The 19,381-nt window shown below is 64.0% G+C and carries 13 protein-coding genes; 9 read left to right on the top strand and 4 right to left on the bottom strand.

Translation table 11 applies throughout. The features are described 5' to 3' along the window. Window positions 1-73: 73 nt before the first annotated feature. The 3 genes from VGN93_RS03300 (at window position 74) to VGN93_RS03290 (ending at window position 5,831) form a co-directional block, all read left to right on the top strand. A complete protein-coding gene (locus VGN93_RS03300) occupies window positions 74-2,602 on the top strand; it encodes a HAMP domain-containing methyl-accepting chemotaxis protein (RefSeq protein WP_327506334.1) in 2,529 nt (842 codons plus the stop codon). Between the two features lie 144 nt (window positions 2,603-2,746). Then, the gene (locus VGN93_RS03295; RefSeq protein ID WP_327506333.1) at window positions 2,747-4,594 is read left to right on the top strand and encodes a methyl-accepting chemotaxis protein; all 1,848 of its coding nucleotides are present in this window, start codon (window positions 2,747-2,749) and stop codon (window positions 4,592-4,594) included. A gap of 364 nt (window positions 4,595-4,958) precedes the next feature. After that, complete coding sequence (locus tag VGN93_RS03290; RefSeq protein ID WP_327506332.1) at window positions 4,959-5,831, top strand: LysR family transcriptional regulator; 873 nt, start codon at window positions 4,959-4,961, stop codon at window positions 5,829-5,831. A 56-nt stretch (window positions 5,832-5,887) separates the two neighbouring features. On the opposite strand, the gene VGN93_RS03285 is transcribed toward VGN93_RS03290, so the two are convergent. Beyond that, complete coding sequence (locus VGN93_RS03285; RefSeq protein WP_319318536.1) at window positions 5,888-6,127, bottom strand: hypothetical protein; 240 nt, start codon at window positions 6,125-6,127, stop codon at window positions 5,888-5,890. 48 nt (window positions 6,128-6,175) lie between these two features. Beyond that, complete coding sequence (gene aceA / locus VGN93_RS03280; protein WP_327506331.1) at window positions 6,176-7,465, bottom strand: isocitrate lyase; 1,290 nt, start codon at window positions 7,463-7,465, stop codon at window positions 6,176-6,178. A gap of 219 nt (window positions 7,466-7,684) precedes the next feature. Between aceA and VGN93_RS03275 the strand changes: the two genes are divergently transcribed. From VGN93_RS03275 to VGN93_RS03255, 5 genes are all read left to right on the top strand, one after another. Then, the gene (locus tag VGN93_RS03275; protein ID WP_327506330.1) at window positions 7,685-9,100 is read left to right on the top strand and encodes a helix-turn-helix domain-containing protein; all 1,416 of its coding nucleotides are present in this window, start codon (window positions 7,685-7,687) and stop codon (window positions 9,098-9,100) included. A gap of 168 nt (window positions 9,101-9,268) precedes the next feature. After that, window positions 9,269-10,378, top strand: coding sequence for a polyamine ABC transporter substrate-binding protein (locus tag VGN93_RS03270; RefSeq protein WP_319318672.1), 1,110 nt, complete (start codon window positions 9,269-9,271; stop codon window positions 10,376-10,378). Between the two features lie 81 nt (window positions 10,379-10,459). Then, on the top strand, window positions 10,460-11,602 hold the full coding sequence (locus tag VGN93_RS03265; protein WP_319318545.1) for an ABC transporter ATP-binding protein: 1,143 nt from the start codon (window positions 10,460-10,462) through the stop codon (window positions 11,600-11,602). Between the two features lie 4 nt (window positions 11,603-11,606). Then, complete coding sequence (locus tag VGN93_RS03260; protein ID WP_327506329.1) at window positions 11,607-12,518, top strand: ABC transporter permease subunit; 912 nt, start codon at window positions 11,607-11,609, stop codon at window positions 12,516-12,518. Between the two features lie 3 nt (window positions 12,519-12,521). Beyond that, window positions 12,522-13,340, top strand: a complete 819-nt coding sequence (locus VGN93_RS03255; protein ID WP_319318550.1) for an ABC transporter permease — start codon at window positions 12,522-12,524, stop codon at window positions 13,338-13,340. Between the two features lie 5 nt (window positions 13,341-13,345). On the opposite strand, the gene VGN93_RS03250 is transcribed toward VGN93_RS03255, so the two are convergent. Then, window positions 13,346-15,181 (bottom strand): AsmA family protein, encoded by a 1,836-nt coding sequence (locus tag VGN93_RS03250; RefSeq protein ID WP_327506328.1) that lies wholly within the window; start codon window positions 15,179-15,181, stop codon window positions 13,346-13,348. A 184-nt stretch (window positions 15,182-15,365) separates the two neighbouring features. Here VGN93_RS03250 and VGN93_RS03245 point away from each other — a divergent pair, with 184 nt between their 5' ends. Further along, window positions 15,366-17,315, top strand: coding sequence for an acetoacetate--CoA ligase (locus VGN93_RS03245; protein ID WP_327506327.1), 1,950 nt, complete (start codon window positions 15,366-15,368; stop codon window positions 17,313-17,315). A 308-nt stretch (window positions 17,316-17,623) separates the two neighbouring features. On the opposite strand, the gene VGN93_RS03240 is transcribed toward VGN93_RS03245, so the two are convergent. Then, on the bottom strand, window positions 17,624-19,201 hold the full coding sequence (locus VGN93_RS03240; RefSeq protein ID WP_327506830.1) for an iron ABC transporter permease: 1,578 nt from the start codon (window positions 19,199-19,201) through the stop codon (window positions 17,624-17,626). Between the last annotated feature and the right edge of the window lie 180 nt (window positions 19,202-19,381).

Raw genomic sequence — 19,381 nt, 5'->3', positions numbered from 1 at the left:
TAATCCGGCGGTCCGAATCCTTGGGAGGCCCATTCAGGGCGGGGGTGGGCACGCCGACAACGGATGTTCCGCCATGTTCATTGATAAGATCCTCGCGCGCTTCAAGATCCAGACCAAGGTTCTGGTCTTCATTCTGCCCTTCGTGCTCAGCATCTGCGCCGTGGGCTTCACCGGGCTTTATGCCTCGGGCCTCCTGCAAGGCAGGATGGAGATTTCCAACAGCGTCCTCCAGTCGCTGAGCGGCTTCAAGGATGTCTATGCCGGCATGAACCGGTTCCTGCAGAACACCAGCGTGGAAAGCCGCGACGCCGTGAACGAGCGCCTGAAGGCGCAGGTGGCGCTTCTGCGGGTGACGATGGATGGCCTGACGCCGGATGTCGACGCCTCCAAGCTCCTCGATGCCCAGAAGCAGACCAAGGATATCGAAGCGCGCATGGAAGGGCTCTGGCTGCTCTATGTTCGCGAGACCAAGCTCCATGAGGCGATGGGCAAGAACCTCAATTATCTCGCTGCCGAGCAGGGGAAGATCCTGGAAGAGGCGACCAAGCTCCAGCGCACGGTGCGCCAGAACGAGAACACCGCCAAGAGCATGCTGCGCGAAGCCGACCGCCTGACGAATGCCGGCAAGTTCTTCGCCGATTTCCTCTCCGATTTCACCAAGGCGGCGACACCGGACGACAAGCTGAAGCTGGTCAAGGAGCGCTACCCGTCCATCTCGAAGACCGACCGTTCCATCTCGATGATCCTGCCGAAGAGCCAGAAGGTCGTCTCCACGACCATCCGCAACACGGTCGATGAACTCGGCGGTTTCCTGTCCTCGACCGAGGCGGCGGATGTCACCGTTCCGGAAATCGCGCGCCGCATCAACCGCTTCCGCCAGGTCGCCATCCAGCTTCAGGGCGCTGCCGGCGAGAAGATGCGCGAGGCAACCCGCATCTTCGGCGAGCTCGACGAGCCGATCATCAAATCCGAAGCCATCCTTTCGGCCACCCGCAAGCTGGTCAATTCGATCTATGACATCGAAATTGTCGCCGCCCGCTTCCTCGGCCAGACGTCGGTTGAAAATCGCACCAAGCTGCTCAGGACTCTCTCCCTTCTGCGCAGCGATATGAGCGGCCTGCGCGGCAGCGCCAGCGGCCTCGCCTTCTTCGACACGGTCGATGAAACGCTGGCGCCGGTTCTAGAGCGCATGGATGCGGACAGCGCGACGCTCGTGACGATCAGCACGCAGCGCGCCGCCGACTTCGACGCCGCCGGCCAGTCCATCGACACGATCTGGAACCTCTTGAGTCAGTTCGCCGAGGAGCAGAAGACCAGCGCCGGCAGCGAGCGTGAAAAGGCCAACCAGGTCTCGGTCCTGGCGACCGTCGCCGGTGTCGCGATTGCGGTGCTTGCCGGCATCGCGCTGGTGCTGACGCTGAAGGGGCCGATCGGCCAGATCACCGGCGCCATGCGCCGCCTTGCCGATGGTTTCCTCGATACCGGCATTTCCGGCGAGGGCCGCGCCGACGAGATCGGCGACATGGCCCGCGCGCTCGGCGTCTTCAAGCAGAACGCACTGTCGAAGATCCGCATCGAGGCGGAAAGCGAGGAGCAGCGCACGGCCGCGGAGGCAGAACGCGCCCGCAACGACGCCGAAAAGCAGGCCTTCGACCGGCAGATCGATTTCGCGGTCAACGCGCTTGCCGCCGGCCTCGGCCGCCTCGCACAGGGCGACCTGTCGCGCCAGATCGACACGCCCTTCTCCGGCCGCCTCGAACAGCTTCGCCAGGACTTTAACGTCTCGCTCGTGCGCCTTCAGGATACGCTCGGCCAGATCCGCACCAACGCGCTGTCGATCCAGCGCAGCGGTTCGGACATGCTGAGTTCCAGCGATGCGCTTGCCAAGCGAACCGAAGCGCAGGCCTCGTCGCTGGAAGAAACCGCCGCCGCCGTCGAACAGATCACGTCTACCGTACGCTCCTCAGCCGAACGTGCGCATGAGGCGAATCTCGTCGTGGGTGCCACCAAGCGAAGTGCCGACAGCTCCGCCTCCGTCGTCAGCAACGCGATCGCTGCGATGGGCCGCATCGAGGGCGCCTCGCGCCAGATCGAGCAGATCATCGAGGTGATCGACGACATCGCCTTCCAGACCAACCTGCTCGCCCTCAACGCCGGCATCGAGGCTGCCCGCGCCGGCGACGCCGGCAAGGGCTTTGCCGTCGTCGCACAGGAAGTCCGCGAACTCGCCCAGCGGTCCGCCAGTGCCGCCCGCGAGATCAAGGGCCTCATCGAGAAATCGACGAGCGAGGTCAACGCCGGATCGCACCTCGTGCAGGAGACCGGCTCGGTGCTGGCCTCGATCAGCCAGCAGATCGTCACCGTCAGCCAGCATGTGGACATGATGGCGACCGCCAGCCGCGACCAGGCGGCAGCCCTCCAGGAGGTCAACGGCTCCGTCAACCAGATGGACCAGATGACCCAGCAGAACGCCTCGATGGTCGACCTGACCACGGCCGCCAGCCGCAAGCTCGCGAGCGAAGCCGACACGTTGATGATGCTGGTCGAGCAGTTCCGCCTGGAAGACGACCGGGACGGCCGGGGACTTCATCGCGCGGCGTAGACAGGACCGCCGTTAACCAAGAAAAGGCCTGGATTTCCAGGCCTTTTTGCTTGAAAACCCTTGTTTCTTATGGGTTGTTGCAACGAATTTTCAGCTTTTCTTATGTATTTGATTCTTATCATTTCCGGACAAAAGGAGTCCGACATGATCAGGATTTTCAGATCTTCCGTCGCCTATCAATATGCGGCGATGACCTTTGCCTTCATCTTTTTGAGCGCCGCGGTGATCGTCGGCGTGATGCACTACAACCTGCGCAGCTATGTGCTCGAGGACGCGGCCAACGATGCGCGCAATGCCACGCGCGCCATGGCCGTTCTCTATGGCGCGGCGATCGAAGACGCCTCCGTTGCGTTGAAGGATGGCGGGCTCGCGGCGATCCACAGCGAGGCGATGCCGGAGCTTGCCAACCACGATCTCGTCGACCGCACGGCCAACTCGATTGCGGGCGTCGCGACGGTTTTCGCCAAGCAGGGCGCCGATTACGTGCGCATCTCGACGAATGTGAAGAAGGAGGACGGGACGCGGGCCGTCGGCACGAAGCTTGCACCCGACCATCCGGCACAGGCGGTTCTTGCCCGGGGCGAACCTTATTTCGGCCCGGCCCAGCTCTTCGGCCGCGACTTCATGACCGGTTATTTCCCGGTCAAGAATGCCGCCGGCGCCAATGTCGGCATCCTCTTCATCGGTATCCCGATGGAGGTCTACTTTCAGAAAATCCAAGACCTTCAGGTTCGCGCGATCCTTGCCGGTGTCGTTTCCATGCTGGTCTTCGGCGCGCTCGCCTATTTCGCCGTCAAGCGGGCGACGCGGCCGCTGCGCGCGCTGATCGGCGCCGTCGGGGGCATTGCCGAAGGGCGCCTCGACACGGACATTCCGAGCCGCGACAAGGCGAACGAATTCGGCCAGATCGCCCGTGCGCTCGAAGTGTTCCGCGAGAATGCCCAGCGCAAGATCGAGATGGAGGATATCGCGCAGCGCCAGGACGAACAGGCGGCGGCGGAGCGTGAACTGAGCGACGCGGAAAAGCGCGAGACCGACCGGCAGATCGATTTTGCCGTCAGCGAGCTTGCCGCCGGCCTCGGGCGTCTTGCCCGGGGCGACCTTTCACAGGCCATCGACACGCCGTTCTCCGGCCGCCTGGAGCAGCTCCGGCAGGATTTCAACGGCTCGCTCGCCCGGCTTCAGGATACGCTGGGCAGCATCCGCAGCAATGCCGAGGCGATCCAGTCGAGCGGCACGCAGATGCGCCATTCCGCCGATGACCTGTCGCGCCGCACGGAAGCGCAGGCCGCTTCCCTGGAGGAGACGGCGGCCGCGGTCGACGAGATCACCGTCACCGTGCGCTCATCCGCCGAGCGCGCCCAGGAGGCCAACACCAAGGTCGCCGAAACCAAGGCGAGCGCCGACAATTCCAGCGCGGTCGTCACCAGCGCCATCGAGGCGATGGGGCGGATCGAGGAGGCCTCGCGGCAGATCGAGCAGATCATCGAGGTGATCGACGATATCGCCTTCCAGACCAACCTGCTGGCCCTCAACGCCGGCATCGAGGCTGCGCGTGCCGGTGATGCGGGCAAGGGCTTCGCGGTCGTGGCGCAGGAGGTGCGCGAGCTTGCCCAGCGTTCGGCGGATGCGGCCAAGGAAATCAAGGGCCTGATCGACAAGTCGACGCAGGAGGTCAGCACCGGCTCGCGCCTCGTGCAGCAGACGGGCGCGGTGCTTGCCTCCATCAGCCAGCAGATCGTCGGCATCAGCGATCACGTCGCGATGATCGCGACAGCAAGCCGCGACCAGTCGGCCGCGTTGCAGGAGGTCAACGGGTCCGTCAACCAGATGGACCAGATGACCCAGCAGAACGCCTCCATGGTGGAAATGACGACGGGCGCCAGCCGCCACCTTGCCGGGCAGGCCGATGAGCTGATGGCGCTCATCGCCCAGTTCCGCTTCGAGAGGGAGCGGGAGACCCAGGCGATGCGCTCGTCGCGCGCCGCCTGAGACGCATTGCACATCTGTTGTGGAAAGGCCCGGTCATGCCGGGCCTTTCGTGTTTCGGAAAGGACGCAGGCAGCGCCACAGCCGCAGCAGTGCGGCACGGATCGGCGCGGTTTCGCGCAGATGGTCGAATTCGTGTTTGCGGCGGCCCCTCTGCTTCTGTGAAAGGTCGAAAAGGATTGCGAGTCCGTACATATCCTGCATGCCTGTCTCCATCTTGAAGGCAACAGCCGGCCGTGGCGCCGGGAGGGGCGCGCCGTGGCTTTGACTGGAGTTGGCGGCGCTGTCTGCGCCGTGTTCGACGAGGGGAAATTACCCTTCAAATCCGCATTCACGAACAGCGGAAATCGCACTATGTTTTTCATCCATGAAAGACATGTCCTGGGAATCCTATCGCATCTTCCTCGAAGTCGCCCGGCAGGGCGGGCTCACCGGCGCATCGCAGGTCTCGGGTCTCAGCCCCGCGACGGTTGGCCGGCGTGTGCTGCAAGTGGAGGAGGCGATGGGCCGCCCGCTTTTCTCCCGCAGCCAGACCGGCTACCGGCTCACCAGCGAGGGCCAGGCGCTGTTCGAGCAGTTGCAGGGCATGGAGGCGATCGCCCGCGGCGTGGAAAGCTGGCGGCAGCAGGGGCAGGGGACGAGCACCGTGCGGCTGATGGCCGGCACCTGGGTGACGTGGCTCGTCTGCGAGAATTTTTCCGCCATCTGCACCGAACGCGACCCTTTCCGCCTCGACCTGTCCATCTCGGAGCGCCGGGCGACGCTCACCCACCGCGAGGTGGATGTCGGCATCCGGGCGGTCGAGCCGACGGAGCCGAGCCTGATCAGCCGGCATGCCGGCGAGGTGGCCTATGCGGCCTATCGGCGGAAGAATTCCGGGGAGGCGCTTGCCGGCCGCTGGCTGGCGGTGTCGCAGGAGGATGCGGTGTCCGCCTATCTGCGCTGGCCGCATGAGCGGGCGGAGGGCGCGATCGCCGTCATCGTCAGCCGGCCGCGCTCCCTGCTCGATCTCCTGCGCGCCGGGGCCGGGCAGGCGGTGCTGCCCTGCTTCGTCGGCGACCTCGACCCGGCACTGGAGCGGGCAGGGGAGGACATCCGCGCGCTGCGACACCACCAATGGGTCGTCACCAACAGCGAGGACCGCCACCGGCGCGATATCCGCACGGTCTCCGAGCGGCTGTTCCGGCTGCTCAAAAGCCACGCCGATCTCTTCGCCGGCAAGCGGCCGAGCCGCACATAAAAAATCCCCGGCGCAGGGAGCACCGGGGACCTTGCTTCGACTGGATGTTATGCCTGTCAGCCGCGACCCTGCGTCACGATGACCGGGATCAGCAGGTCGCCCCAGTTGCCCTCTCCGCCGTGGTGGCGGGCGGAGCGGACGAGTTCCACCGACACCCCGGCCTCGACCGCCTTCATGACGGACTGGTTGAGGCGGTGCAGGTCGTTGGCGACCATGCGGATCATGGCCTGCTGGTCGGGGGACATGGCGGACGCCTGTTCTTCCGCACGTTCCTTGACTCGGGTCTGGACTGTCATGGCATTTCTCCTCTTATATCGGGGTTTTTGAAAGGTTGACGTTCAGGGTTATTCGGCGGCCGGGCGGAACTGCTCGTGCTCGGTCGATTCATGCATGGCGGTCGTCGAGGACTGGCCGCCGGTAATGGCCATCGAGACGGCATCGAAGTAGCCGGTGCCGACTTCGCGCTGGTGCTTGGTCGCGGTGTAGCCGTTGATTTCGGCGGCGAATTCCGCTTCCTGAAGCTCCGAATAGGCCGCCATCTGGCGGTCCTTGTAGCCACGGGCCAGTTCGAACATGCCGTAGTTCAGCTGGTGGAAGCCGGCGAGCGTGATGAACTGGAACTTGTAGCCCATCGCGCCCAACTCGCGCTGGAACTTGGCGATCGTCGCGTCGTCGAGGTTCTTCTTCCAGTTGAACGACGGCGAGCAATTGTAGGCGAGCAGCTTGCCCGGATGCGCCTTGTGCACGGCTTCCGCAAACTTGCGCGCCTGTTCGAGGTCCGGCTTGCCGGTTTCCATCCAGATCAGGTCGCAATGCGGCGCATAGGCGATGGCACGCGCAATGCAGGGCTCGATGCCGTTCTTGACCTGGTAGAAACCCTCGACCGTGCGGCCCTTGTCCCGGTCGACGAAGGGCTGGTCGCGCTCGTCGATGTCGGAAGTGAGCAGTTTTGCAGCCTCGGCATCCGTGCGAGCGACGACCAGCGTCGAGGTGCCCATGACGTCGGCGGCAAGACGGGCTGCGTCGAGGTTGCGGATATGGGCTGCGGTCGGGATCAGAACCTTGCCGCCGAGATGGCCGCACTTCTTTTCCGATGCCAACTGGTCTTCGAAGTGGACGCCGGCAACGCCTGCCTCGATGAAGGCCTTCATGATCTCGAAGGCGTTGAGCGGGCCGCCGAAGCCGGCTTCCGCATCGGCGACGATCGGGGCGAACCAGGTGTCGACCGAAAGGCCGTTGCCTTCGGCGGTCTCGATCTGGTCGGCGCGCTGGAGCGTGCGGTTGATGCGCTTGGCAAGCTCCGGTGCTGCGTTTGCCGGATAGAGCGACTGGTCGGGATACATGGCGGAGGCCGTGTTGGCGTCTGCGGCGACCTGCCAGCCGGAAAGGTAGATCGCCTTCAGGCCGGCGCGGACCATCTGCATGGCCTGGTTGCCGGAAAGCGCGCCGAGCGCGTTGACGAAATCTTCCTCATGGATGAGCTTCCAGAGACGGTTCGCACCGTTTTCGGCGAGCGTATGGCGAATCTGGACCGAGCCACGCAGCCGCTCGACCGTCTCGGCCGTATAGGGGCGCTCGATGCCGTCGAACCGGCCTTTTGGCGCGCTCGGGACGAGGTTGTAAAAATCGGTCATAATATCCTCCAATGCGATGTCTCGGGATCGGGCTTGGCTCTCTTTGTCGCCCGATTTCATGTGACAGTATTTACATCGCAGCGCACAATAGAGCGAGGGAAAACCGGAAAATCAGCGGCGTAATCGGGTAACGATGTCTTGCCTTTGACAATGCGGGTCTGTAAAAAAGTAAATCTTGTAAATTTATTTGTCGCGCCAGCGATGTAAAGGATGTGACATATGGCGGAGAACAAGATCTTTGCCGGCCCGAAAGTCCGGCGCATCCGCAACACGCTGGGCCTCACCCAGACCGCCATGGCCGAGGGCCTGTCGATCTCGCCTTCCTATCTCAACCTCATCGAGCGCAACCAGCGGCCGCTCACCGTGCAGCTCCTGCTGCGGCTCGCCTCCGTCTATAAGGTGGACCTCGACGAGCTTCAGGGTGAAAGCACCGGCAATGCGCGCCAGCTGCGCGAAGTCTTCGCCGATCCGCTGCTCGCCGGCGAACTGCCGGGCGATCATGAACTGGTCGAGATCGCCGACGCCGCGCCGAACGTCGCGAGCGGCATCCTGAAACTCTATCGCGCCTATCGCGAACAGGCCGCCCGCCTCACCGACCTCGCCGACCTGCTCGCCCGCGAAGGCCATGCGACCACCCTTTCCGGCGCGTTGCTGCCGATGGACGAGGTGCGCGACAAGCTGGAGAACCGCCCGAACTATTTCGGCGCGATCGACGAAGCGGCGGAGCGGTTTCACGCGGCGCTTGCGCCGGGAGACGATCTGGTGGCGGCGCTGAAAGGGTGGCTGCGCAAGGAGCACGGCGTCGTCGTGCGCCTGCTGCCGGTGCACACCATGCCGAACCTCCGCCGCCGCTTCGACCGGCACTCCATGCGTCTCTTCCTGTCGGAGCGCCTGTCGCCCTTCGATCAGATGCGCGAGATCGCCATGGAGACGGTGCAGCTGGCGCTTCAAGACGAAATCTTCGCCGAACTCGACCAACTGGCCTTCTCGAATGCCGAGGCCAAGCGCATCGCCCGTTTCGAACTGGCGCGCTATGCGGCGCACGCGCTGATGATGCCCTACGAGGCCTTTCACGCAACGGCGCAACGTGCACGCTACGATGTCGATATCCTGCGCTCGCGTTTCGGCGTCTCCTACGAGCAGGCGGCCAACCGGCTCACCATGCTGCAACGGCCGGGCAAGCCGGGCCTGCCCTTCTTCATGCTGGAGATCGACAATGCCGGCCACCGCTTCCGCCGCGCCGGCGCTTTAGGCTTTCCGCAGGCGCGCTTCGGCGGCGGTTGTCCCAAGCTCGGCGTACATTCCGCCTTCTCCCAGCCGGGGCAGATCCTCGTCGACCGCGTCGAGATGCCGGACGGCGCCGCCTTCCTGACCATTTCACGCACGCTGGAGGGGCCGCAGGGCGTGTTTGCCGAGCGGGTGCGCCGCACGGCGCTGCTCATCGGCTGCGATGCCGCGCAGGCGGAAGAAACGGTTTACGGCGAAGCGGTGCGGCGAGACGGGGTCGTTGCGGTCGGCACGGCCTGTCGGCTGTGCGAGCGGCAGGGCTGCCTGGCGCGCGCCGAACCACCCGTCACGCGCCCGCTCGGGCTGGACGAAATGGTTGCGGGATTGAGCCTTTTCGACTTCCAGTGAATTTTCGCTTGATTTCCGCCGCGGATAGGGCTTCAAATATGATAGGAATGAGAGCAATGTGATATCAAAAATCGCCCTGTCTATGCGTAGAATGCAGCTTGTCGCCTCTCGAAAAACAACCATAATCGGTGACTGTTCTTCATAGCTACGCATAGGCACGGAAAAAAACTGGGAGATAAATCAATGATAAGACGTACTCTTTTAGCGACGGCTGCCACGGTCGCCCTGTTTGGTGCAGGTGGTGCGCTGGCGCAGGAAAAAGTCGTTAACGTTTATAACTGGTCGGACTATATCGACTCATCGATCATCGACGATTTCACCAAGGAAACCGGCATCAAGGTCGTCTACGACGTCTATGATTCCAATGAGATCCTGGAGACGAAGCTGCTTGCCGGCGGCACGGGCTACGACGTGGTGGTGCCGACCAACACCTTCCTGCAACGCCAGATTTCGGCCGGCGTCTACCAGAAGCTCGACAAGTCGAAGTTGCCGAACCTCAAGAACATGTGGGACATGGTCGCCACCCGCATGCAGCCGTTCGATCCCGGCAACGAATATTCGATCAACTACATGTGGGGCACGATCGGCATCGGCTACAACAAGGCCAAGATCAAGGAAGCCCTCGGCACAGACACGATCGACAGCTGGACGGCGGTCTTCGACCCGGCAAACGCCGAAAAGCTCAAGGATTGCGGCATCAACCTGCTCGATTCCCCGACCGACATCATCCCGGTGACGCTTGCCTATCTCGGCCTGAACCCGGACAGCCATGACCCGGCCGATCTTGCCAAGGCCGAGGAAGCGCTCCAGAAGATCCGGCCCTTCGTGCGCAAGTTCCACTCCTCCGAATTCATCAACGGCCTGGCGAACGGCGACATCTGCATCGCCGTCGGCTGGTCGGGCGATATCTTCCAGGGCCGCGACCGCGCGGAAGAGGCCGGCAACGGCGTCGAGATCGGCTACACGATCCCGAAGGAAGGCACGCAGATGTGGTTCGACCAGATGGCGATCCCGGCGGATGCGCCGCATGTCGACGAGGCGCACGCCTTCCTCGACTATATCATGCGCCCGGAAGTCATCGCCAAGGCATCGACCTACATCCACTATGCCAACGGCAACAAGGCGGCGCAGGCCGTGATGCCGGAAGAGATCATCAAGGACACGACGATCTACCCGGACGAGGCGACGCTGGCAAAACTCTTCACCAACACGACGCTGGACGCAAAAACGCAGCGCCTGTTCACACGGGCGTGGACCAAGATCGTGACCGGCCAATAAGGCGGTCCAACACGAATTGCCCGGAAGTCTCTTCCGGGCATTTTCATTTATACCGCCAATAAAAAGAGATGGGGACAGGTAATGAAATCTCTCGGCAATATCCGTCGCTCCTTCGCGCCATGGACGGATCCGGACGCAAAACCATTCATCACGTTCCGCAATGTCACGAAGAGGTTCGGCGATTTCACCGCCGTCGATGATCTCACCCTGAACATCTATCACCGCGAGTTCTTCGCGCTGCTCGGCGCGTCCGGCTGCGGCAAGTCCACGCTGCTGCGCATGCTGGCGGGCTTCGAGCGGCCGACCTCCGGCGAAATCATCCTCGACGGCCAGGACATTGCCGGCATCCCGCCCTACAAGCGGCCGGTCAACATGATGTTCCAGTCCTACGCGCTGTTCCCGCATATGACGGTGGAGAGCAATATCGGCTTCGGGCTGCGCCAGGACGGCATGCCGAAGAACGAGATCGCCGAGCGCGTCTCGCAGATGCTGAAGCTCGTGAAGCTCGAACAGTTCGCCAAGCGCAAGCCGCACCAGCTTTCCGGCGGCCAGCGCCAGCGCGTGGCGCTCGCCCGCTCGCTCGCCAAGCGCCCGAAGGTGCTGCTGCTCGATGAGCCGCTGGGCGCGCTCGACAAGAAGCTGCGCGAGGAAACCCAGTTCGAACTGATGGACCTGCAACAGGAGCTCGGCCTCACCTTCGTCGTCGTGACGCACGACCAGGAAGAGGCGATGACCATGGCCGACCGCATCGCGGTGATGAGCCACGGCAAGGTCGTCCAGGTGGCGACGCCTGCGGAAATCTACGAGGCGCCGAATTCGCGCTTCGTCGCGGACTTCATCGGTGACGTCAACATTCTCGACGGCAAGGTTTCCGCCAACGGCAACGGCAAGATCGAGCTTGCCGTCAGCGAGGGTTTCACCATCCGCACGGCAACGGCAAACGGCCCGGTGCCGGGCAGTGCCGCGGGCTTCGCGGTGCGGCCGGAAAAGCTGAAGGTCACCCGCGCCGCCCCCGCCGACGCCTCGGTCAACGCGGCGCAGGGCGAGATCTGGGACATCGGCTATCTCGGCGACATGACGGTCTTCTACGTCAAGCTCGACAGCGGCAAGGTGGTCAAGGCCTCCATGCTGAACGCGCTGCGCGAGGTGGAGGACCCGATTTCCTATGACGAGAAGGTCTGGGTCTCCTTCGGCGAAACCGCCGGCGTCGTCTTGAAGGATTGAGCGCATGAACAAGCTCGGCTCCGCCATCTTCAGCCGCCTTGTCATTATTCTTCCCTATGCGTGGCTGCTGTTCTTCTTCCTCGTTCCCTTCCTCATCGTCTTCCGCATCTCGCTGTCCACCACCGCGATCGCCCAGCCGCCCTATGAGCCGGTCTTCGCGTTTGCGGACGGCCTTTCCGGCTTCTTCGAAAAGATCGGGCAGTTCAGCTTCGCAAACTATGTCTGGCTGACCGAGGATGCGCTCTATATGAACGCCTACCTGTCGAGCATCTGGATCGCGGGTGTCTCGACCTTCATCACGCTGCTGATCGGCTACCCCATCGCCTACGGCATGGCGCAGGCGCCGCGCACCTTGCGCCCGACGCTGCTGATGCTCGTCATCCTGCCGTTCTGGACGAGCTTCCTGATCCGCGTCTATGCCTGGATCGCCATCCTCAAGCCGGAAGGCCTGCTCAACCAGTTCCTGCTGAGTATCGGTGTCATCGACCAGCCGCTGATCATCATCGGCACCAACTGGGCGATCTATATCGGCATCGTCTATTCCTACCTGCCCTTCATGATCCTGCCGCTCTATTCGGCGCTGGAGAAGATGGACAATTCACTGATCGAGGCGGCAAAGGATCTCGGCTGCCCGCCTATTTCCGCCTTCTGGAAGATCACGTTCCCGCTTTCGCTTCCGGGCGTGGTCGCGGGCTGCATGCTCGTCTTCATTCCGGCGGTCGGCGAGTTCGTCATCCCGGATCTCCTCGGCGGGTCGCAGACGCTGATGATCGGCAAGACCCTGTGGAACGAGTTCAACGCAAACCGCGACTGGCCGGTCTCCGCCGCCGTCGCCACCATCCTGCTCCTCATCCTGGTCGTGCCCATCGTGTTCTTCCAGAATGCGCAGGCCAAGGCCGAAGAGCAGGGGAGGTAGACCATGAGCAACTGGTCCCGTTTCAACATCGTCTCCGTCGTCCTCGGCTTCGCCTTCCTCTACCTGCCGATCGTGCTGCTGGTGGTCTTCTCCTTCAACGAGTCGAAGCTCGTGACGGTCTGGGCCGGGTTCTCGACGAAATGGTACGTCGCGCTCTTCAACAACCAGGGCCTCATGGACGCGGCCTGGGTGACGATCCGCGTGGCGCTGCTGTCGGCGACGATCGCCACCATCCTCGGCACCATGGCGGCGCTGGCGCTGACGCGCTACACGCGCTTCCGCGGAAGGCTGCTGTTTTCCGGCATGGTCTATGCACCGCTCGTCATGCCGGAAGTCATCACCGGCCTGTCGCTGCTGCTGCTCTTCGTCGCCATCGGCTTCGACCGCGGCTTCGTCACCGTGACGCTCGCGCACATCACCTTCTCGATGTGCTTCGTGACGGTCGTGGTGCAGTCGCGACTGCTCTCCTTCGATCGCTCCATCGAGGAGGCGGCGCTCGATCTCGGGGCAACACCGGTCCGCACCTTCCTTGAGGTGACGTTGCCGGTCATCCTGCCTGCCGTGCTGTCCGGCTGGATGCTGGCGCTGACCCTGTCGCTTGACGACCTCGTCATCTCGAGCTTCACCTCCGGGCCGGGTGCGACGACGCTGCCGATGAAGATCTACAGCCAGGTGCGCCTCGGCGTGACGCCGGAAATCAACGCGGCCTGCACCTTGCTCATCGGTTTCGTCGCCATCGGCGTGGTCATCGCGTCCATCCTGACGAAGCGGCGCGAAGTGCAGCGCCAGCGCGACGAGCAGGCGGCCTTCGCCGGCCGCTGAAGAACCTATTCCTGGCGGGGCTGCTGCCCCGTCAGGATCGAAAGCGGCGAGATCACCGGTTCCGGCCAGGAGCCGCCGACGAAGAAGCTGATCGCCGGATTGACGATCGCCGACGCGTCCGCCTGCGGGCGGTCGGATAGCGCGCCGGCCAGCGCCACGCTGCCGCTGCGATAGGGGATCATGCCGGAGAGCGTCAGAAGCTTCTCGTTGCCCTCGATCTCCGCCTTGGTCAGTTCGGCCAGGCCGCGGTCGAGCTTCGCCGACACGTCGGCCCGCACGAAATCGAACGAGCCGTCGGCTGCCTCGGAAAAATTGAAGAAGGCGTTTTTCGCCGCGCGTTCCTCGAAGGCCTGCCGGTTGAAATGGGTGAGCGTGCCCGAGCCCATGTTCAGGCGGAACTGGCCGGACATGTCGGACGCCGTCGTCGCCCAGAGCGGCCGGTCGGTCGAAAGCTCGAAATCGGCCGAACCGCGCCCCGAAGGCAGCGGCCCGGGCAGTGCCAGCGTGTTGACGATGGCGCCGATATCGACATTGCTGAGCGACATCTGGAGCCGCCCGCCACCGCGAAAACCCTGCTCGTTGAGCGCGATGCGGCCGGTCATGCGCCCGCCCATGAAGCCGCTGTCTCCGACATCGAAGGAGGCGCGGCCATTCTCGACGCGCACCCCGGCCGCAAGCTCCTGCAAGGAGAACGGCTTGAAATCCGCCGTCTTGGCCGAAAGCCTGAGGTCCATGCCGAACTGGTGCAGGAAGGCCGTGTCGATGCTCGTGGCGTTCTGCTCGGCGCCGGGCGAAAAGGCGGAGAGGAAGGCGCGAAGATCGATATGGTCGAAGGCAAGCGTCCCGCCGACCTGCGGTACGCCCTCCGGCGGCATGTCGACGTCCAGCACGCCGGTCGCCTGCGCATTATCGAGCGTCAGCTTGACGTTTTCGAGCTTGGCCGAATAGCCGGCCGTCGTCACCTTCGCCTCGACATTGACATGGCCGAGATTGCCGACCGAGGGAATGTCCTTGCCCTGCCAGGCGAGCAGGTGGCCGAGCGAGGGCGTCGACAGCATCATGTTGCCGGCAACGAAAGCGTTGGTCGACAGATTGGCGACGCCTTCGAAATTCACCGTGGTCGGATCGGCGGAAAGGTTGGTGCGCATGTTGGCATTGTGCCCGGCCAGCAGCGCCAGCGGCTGGTCGCAATCGAAGGTCCAGCGCGTCATCTCGCCGTTGACGACGCCGGAGAGCGTGAGATCGAGCGGGCGCCGCAGCGCCGGCCAGTCGATATTGCCGTTTATGTCCGAGATGCGGTAGGGCGTGGTCCCGTCGTCCTGCGTGACTTCGACGATCCCGTCGGCGACGTTGATCGTGCCGATGCGCTCCTGCGGAAGTTCCGGTATCGCCTGGCCCTCCGGGGCGGACGCGGTGGCGTCGATCGCCTGGATCAGCCAGCCGCTGTGGCGCCAGTTGAACACGCCCTCGGCGTCCCAGCCGACGCGGATGGTCGGGCGCATGAGATCGAAATCGCTGAACACCGGCTTGCCGCGCACCGCGCCGAACAGGTCGAAGCTTGCCGATATGGCCTCGATATGCGCAAGTTCCTGCTTGCCTTCCGTGACGACCCGGACATTGCCGAGCGTCACGCGCGGATAGGGCCAGAAGGAGAATTCTGCCGCGCGGCCGATCTCGACATCGGCGCCGGTCCAGGCCTCCAGCGTCTTTTCGATTTCCCGGCCGACCGTGTCGGTCTGGATGAGGAAGGGAAAGCCGACGCGCCCGGCCACGAACAGCGCCAGAACGACCAGGAATGCCCGCACCAGAAACCGCGATTGCATGAAACGGGAAAGCGTCATTCGGGGGCGGGTCCTCTGCCGGCAGCGGTCACATCTCTCAAGCGAACGGGGATAGGCGCTTGGGGCCAAGAAATCAAATGGCGGCATGGCGGAATTGCGTTCGGCAACGGCGCGAACCGGCATTCGCTGCGTTATACTGCGGTGCAACATGTTATAGAAAGGCCCTGGAGTGGAGGACAGCGTGATGTCGGAAATGCCCCTGTGGGAACCCTCGGCGGAAATCCTGGCGACAAGCCCGATGGCCCTGTTCATGGAAGCGGCCGGCCGCATCGCCGGGCGCACCTTCACATCCTATGACGATCTCCACGCCTGGTCGGTGGAAGACCGGGCGGCCTTCTGGACCGCGGTGTGGGACGATTGCGGCGTGATCGGCGAGAAGGGCGACACGGCGCTCGAAAACGGCGAGCGCATGCTGGAGGCCCGCTTCTTCCCGCAAGGCCGGTTGAATTTTGCGGAGAACCTGCTGAAGAAGGCCGGTCCGGAGGATGCGATCGTCTTTCGCGGCGAGGACAAGGTGGCGTACCGCTGGTCCTGGGACGAGCTGCGCGTCCGCGTCTCGAAACTCCAGCAGGCCTTTGCGGCGATGGGCCTCAGTGAGGGCGACCGCGTCGCCGCCATGATGCCGAACATGCCGGAAACCATTGCCTGCATGCTCGCCGCCGCCTCGCTCGGCGCCATCTGGTCTTCCTGTTCGCCCGATTTCGGCGAGCAGGGTGTTTTCGACCGCTTCGGCCAGATCGAGCCGAAGCTCTTCATCGCCTGCGATGCCTACTGGTATGCCGGCAAGCTCCAGGATGTCTCCGCCAAGGTGCAGGCCATCACCGGCAAGCTCGGCGTGCCGGTAATCGTGGTGCACTATGCGGGCGATGCCGAAGCGCTCGCCGCCTCGCTGCCGGATGGCCGCACGCTGGAGGCGCTGACGGCGCCCTATGCGGCAAAGCCGCTCACCTTCGCACAACTGCCCTTTCGCCACCCGCTCTATATCCTGTTTTCTTCCGGCACGACGGGCGTGCCGAAATGCATCGTCCATTCGGCCGGCGGCACGCTGTTGCAGCACCTGAAGGAGCATCACCTGCATTGCGGGTTGGTCGAGGGTGAACGGCTGTTCTACTTCACCACCTGCGGCTGGATGATGTGGAACTGGCTGGTCTCCGGCCTCGCGCTCGGAACCACGCTCTGTCTGTTCGACGGCTCGCCCTTCCATCCGGATGGCAATGTGCTGTTCGACTATGCGGCGGCGGAACGCTTCGCCGTGCTCGGCACTTCCGCCAAATATATCGACGCCCTGCGCAAAAGCGGCCTCACGCCGCTCTCGACGCATGATCTCTCCAGCCTGCGCGTGCTGGCCTCGACGGGATCGCCGCTCTCGCCGGAAAGCTTCAGCTTCGTCTATGAAGGCATCAAGCCGGACGTGCAGCTCTCCTCCATCTCGGGCGGCACGGATATCGTTTCCGGCTTCGTGCTGGGCATTCCGCTGAAGCCCGTCTGGCGCGGCGAAATCCAGGGCCCGGGCCTCGGCCTTGCCATGGACGTCTGGGACGAGGACGGCCATGCGGTGCGCGGCGAGAAGGGCGAACTGGTCTGCACCAGGGCCTTCCCCTCCATGCCGGTCATGTTCTGGAACGACCCGGCGGGCGAAAAATACCGCGCCGCCTATTTCGAACGTTTCGACAATATCTGGTGCCACGGCGACTTCGCCGAATGGACCCGCCATGGCGGCGTCGTTATCCATGGCCGTTCGGACGCGACGCTGAACCCCGGCGGCGTGCGCATCGGCACGGCGGAGATCTACAACCAGGTCGAACAGCTGGACGAAGTCGCCGAAGCGCTGTGCATCGGTCAGGATTGGGACGACGATGTGCGCGTGGTGCTCTTCGTGCGCCTCCAGCCCGGCGAGGTGCTGGACGCGGCGCTGGAAAAGACGATCCGCACAAAGATCCGCACCGGCGCCTCGCCGCGCCACGTGCCGGCGAAGATCATCCAGGTGGCCGATATCCCGCGCACGAAATCCGGCAAGATCGTCGAACTCGCCGTGCGCGAGGTCGTGCATGGCAGGCCGGTCAGGAACCAGGAGGCGCTCGCCAATCCCGAGGCGCTGGCGCTCTTTGCGGGGTTGGATGCGTTGAAGTCATAAGGGTGAGCGGCGCTCGCGATTTCGAACCGGCCGCGTTAACCAAACTCGCGAAGTTGTGAACGAAACCTTTGTGCCGGAACCGGCCAGGTAAGGATTTGTTAAGCCGCGTTGGGGCAATGTCGTGCCAACTTGAGCGCGCCCGATGATGGGTGTTCCGGTCACACCCGACCCCGATGGCATGAGGCCGTTCACCCACGCTTTCGTTGGACAGCATTCAAACTACCGGGGCGGCTTTTGCCGCCCTCTTTTTTAGCAATTCCAGCAAAAGTGTGAAGCGGTTTTGCGTCCGGAATTGCGTGAAGTAAAAACTACCCCGAGTGCCGGTCGAGCGAGCGCGAGACGAGGAAGACGGGGATGAGGCCGACCGCGACGATGATGATGGCCGGCACCCCGGCGTCCTCCACCTTCGCCCGCGAGGCATCCTCGTAGACCAGCGTCGCCAGCGTGTTGAAGTTGAACGGGCGCAGCATGATCGTCGCCGACAGTTCCTTCATGGTCTCGATGAAGACGAGCAGCGCCGCCGTCAGCGTCGCCGGCCGCATCATCGGCAAAAGCACGCTCCACAGCGTCTGGCGGCTGGTGCGCCCGAGCGTGCGCGCCGCCATATCGAGATGCGGCGAGAGCTTGTGGAAGCCCGCGTCGATCGTGCCTTCCGCCATGGTGAGAAAACGCACCGTGCAGGCATAGATGATGGCAAAGCCGGTGCCGGAGAGCAGCAGCCCGGTGGAGATGCCGAACTGGGCGCGCAGAAAGGCATCGACCGCATTGTCGAAATTGGCGAGCGGGATCAGCACGCCCATGGCCAGCACCGTTCCCGGCACGCCATAGCCGAAAGAGGCGAAACGCCCGGCGGCCGCGTTCAGCCGCGAACGCGTCGTGCGCGCGGCATAGGCCAGCAGGAAGGCGAGCAGCACTGCGACGAGCGCTGTCGTTGCCGAGACGAGCACGCTGTTCCAGAGGGCGGAGAGCAGTCGCGTCGAGGCGAACTGTTCCAGCCGGCGGGCGGCATAGCCGCCGAGCACAAAGACCGGAATGGCAAAGCCGATGACCGGCGGCGCGAGACAGGCGAGGCTCGCCGCCCATTTCTTCCAGCCCGTAAGCTTGAGGCGCACCGAATCATGCACGGCCGCCGTGGTCTTCTGGCTGGCGAAACGCTGCCGGCGGCGGGCGGCGCGCTCCACCAGCATCAGGCAGACGACGAAGACCAGCATGACGCAGGCGATCTGCGCCGCACCGGCAAGGCTGCCGCGGTTGAGCCAGGTGTCGAAGATCGAGAAGGTCAGCGTCTGCACGCCGAGATATTCCACCGCGCCGATATCGTTCAGCGTTTCCATGGCGACGAGCGTCAGCCCCACCATGATCGCCGGCCGCGCCATCGGGATCTGTATTTTCGCGAAAACCTTCAAGGGACCGGCGCCAAGCGTGCGCGCCACGTCGGCTGCCGCGCGGCCCTGCATCAGGAACATGGAGCGTGCCGAGAGATAGATGTACGGATAGAGCACGCTGGAGAGCACCAGCATCGCGCCGCCCGTGGTGCGCACCTCCGGAAACCAGTAGTCGCGGCTCGTCTGGAAGCCGAAGACCGCACGCCAGGCCGTCTGCACCGGGCCGGTGAAGGAGAAGAATTCCGCAAAGGCATAGGCGCCGAGATAGGCGGGGATGGCGAGCGGTAGCACGAGCAGGCCGGAGAGCAGGCGCCGGCCTGGAAACTCGCAGCTCGCGACCAGCCAGGCCGTCACCACGCCGACGACGACGCTGATGGTGCCGACGCCGGCAAGCAGGATCAACGTGCGCAGCGTCGCGCGCGGAATGACATTGCTGATGAGATGCGGCCAGCTCTCCATGCCGCCCGTCGCGGCGATGACGACGATGGCGATCGCCGGCATCAGCACGATGAAGGCCGCCAGCACGGCGGTGACCGAAAGCAGCGGGTGGCGGGCGGCGCCGGATCGGCGGCGCTGGCTGCGCGCCGGCGCGCTTTCAGACAGGACCTGCAAGGTGTTCCCTCGACGATGCGGCAATCCCTGCCGGGGCAGGGGCGCCGGGAAGCGTTTTTCCCGGTCTAG

The sequence above is a fragment of the Shinella sp. genome, assembly GCF_035998705.1.
Lineage (GTDB): Bacteria > Pseudomonadota > Alphaproteobacteria > Rhizobiales > Rhizobiaceae > Shinella.
Note: the sequence above shows the minus strand (reverse complement) of the source record. Positions and strands in the feature narration are given on the sequence as shown.

Coding starts and splice junctions, on each gene's coding strand:
- VGN93_RS03300 (WP_327506334.1), top strand. CDS start 74: ATGTTCATTGATAAGATCCTCGCGCGCTTCAAGATCCAGACCAAGGTT.
- VGN93_RS03295 (WP_327506333.1), top strand. CDS start 2,747: ATGATCAGGATTTTCAGATCTTCCGTCGCCTATCAATATGCGGCGATG.
- VGN93_RS03290 (WP_327506332.1), top strand. CDS start 4,959: ATGAAAGACATGTCCTGGGAATCCTATCGCATCTTCCTCGAAGTCGCC.
- VGN93_RS03285 (WP_319318536.1), bottom strand. CDS start 6,127: ATGACAGTCCAGACCCGAGTCAAGGAACGTGCGGAAGAACAGGCGTCC.
- aceA (WP_327506331.1), bottom strand. CDS start 7,465: ATGACCGATTTTTACAACCTCGTCCCGAGCGCGCCAAAAGGCCGGTTC.
- VGN93_RS03275 (WP_327506330.1), top strand. CDS start 7,685: ATGGCGGAGAACAAGATCTTTGCCGGCCCGAAAGTCCGGCGCATCCGC.
- VGN93_RS03265 (WP_319318545.1), top strand. CDS start 10,460: ATGAAATCTCTCGGCAATATCCGTCGCTCCTTCGCGCCATGGACGGAT.
- VGN93_RS03260 (WP_327506329.1), top strand. CDS start 11,607: ATGAACAAGCTCGGCTCCGCCATCTTCAGCCGCCTTGTCATTATTCTT.
- VGN93_RS03255 (WP_319318550.1), top strand. CDS start 12,522: ATGAGCAACTGGTCCCGTTTCAACATCGTCTCCGTCGTCCTCGGCTTC.
- VGN93_RS03250 (WP_327506328.1), bottom strand. CDS start 15,181: ATGACGCTTTCCCGTTTCATGCAATCGCGGTTTCTGGTGCGGGCATTC.
- VGN93_RS03245 (WP_327506327.1), top strand. CDS start 15,366: ATGTCGGAAATGCCCCTGTGGGAACCCTCGGCGGAAATCCTGGCGACA.
- VGN93_RS03240 (WP_327506830.1), bottom strand. CDS start 19,201: ATGCCGGCGATCGCCATCGTCGTCATCGCCGCGACGGGCGGCATGGAG.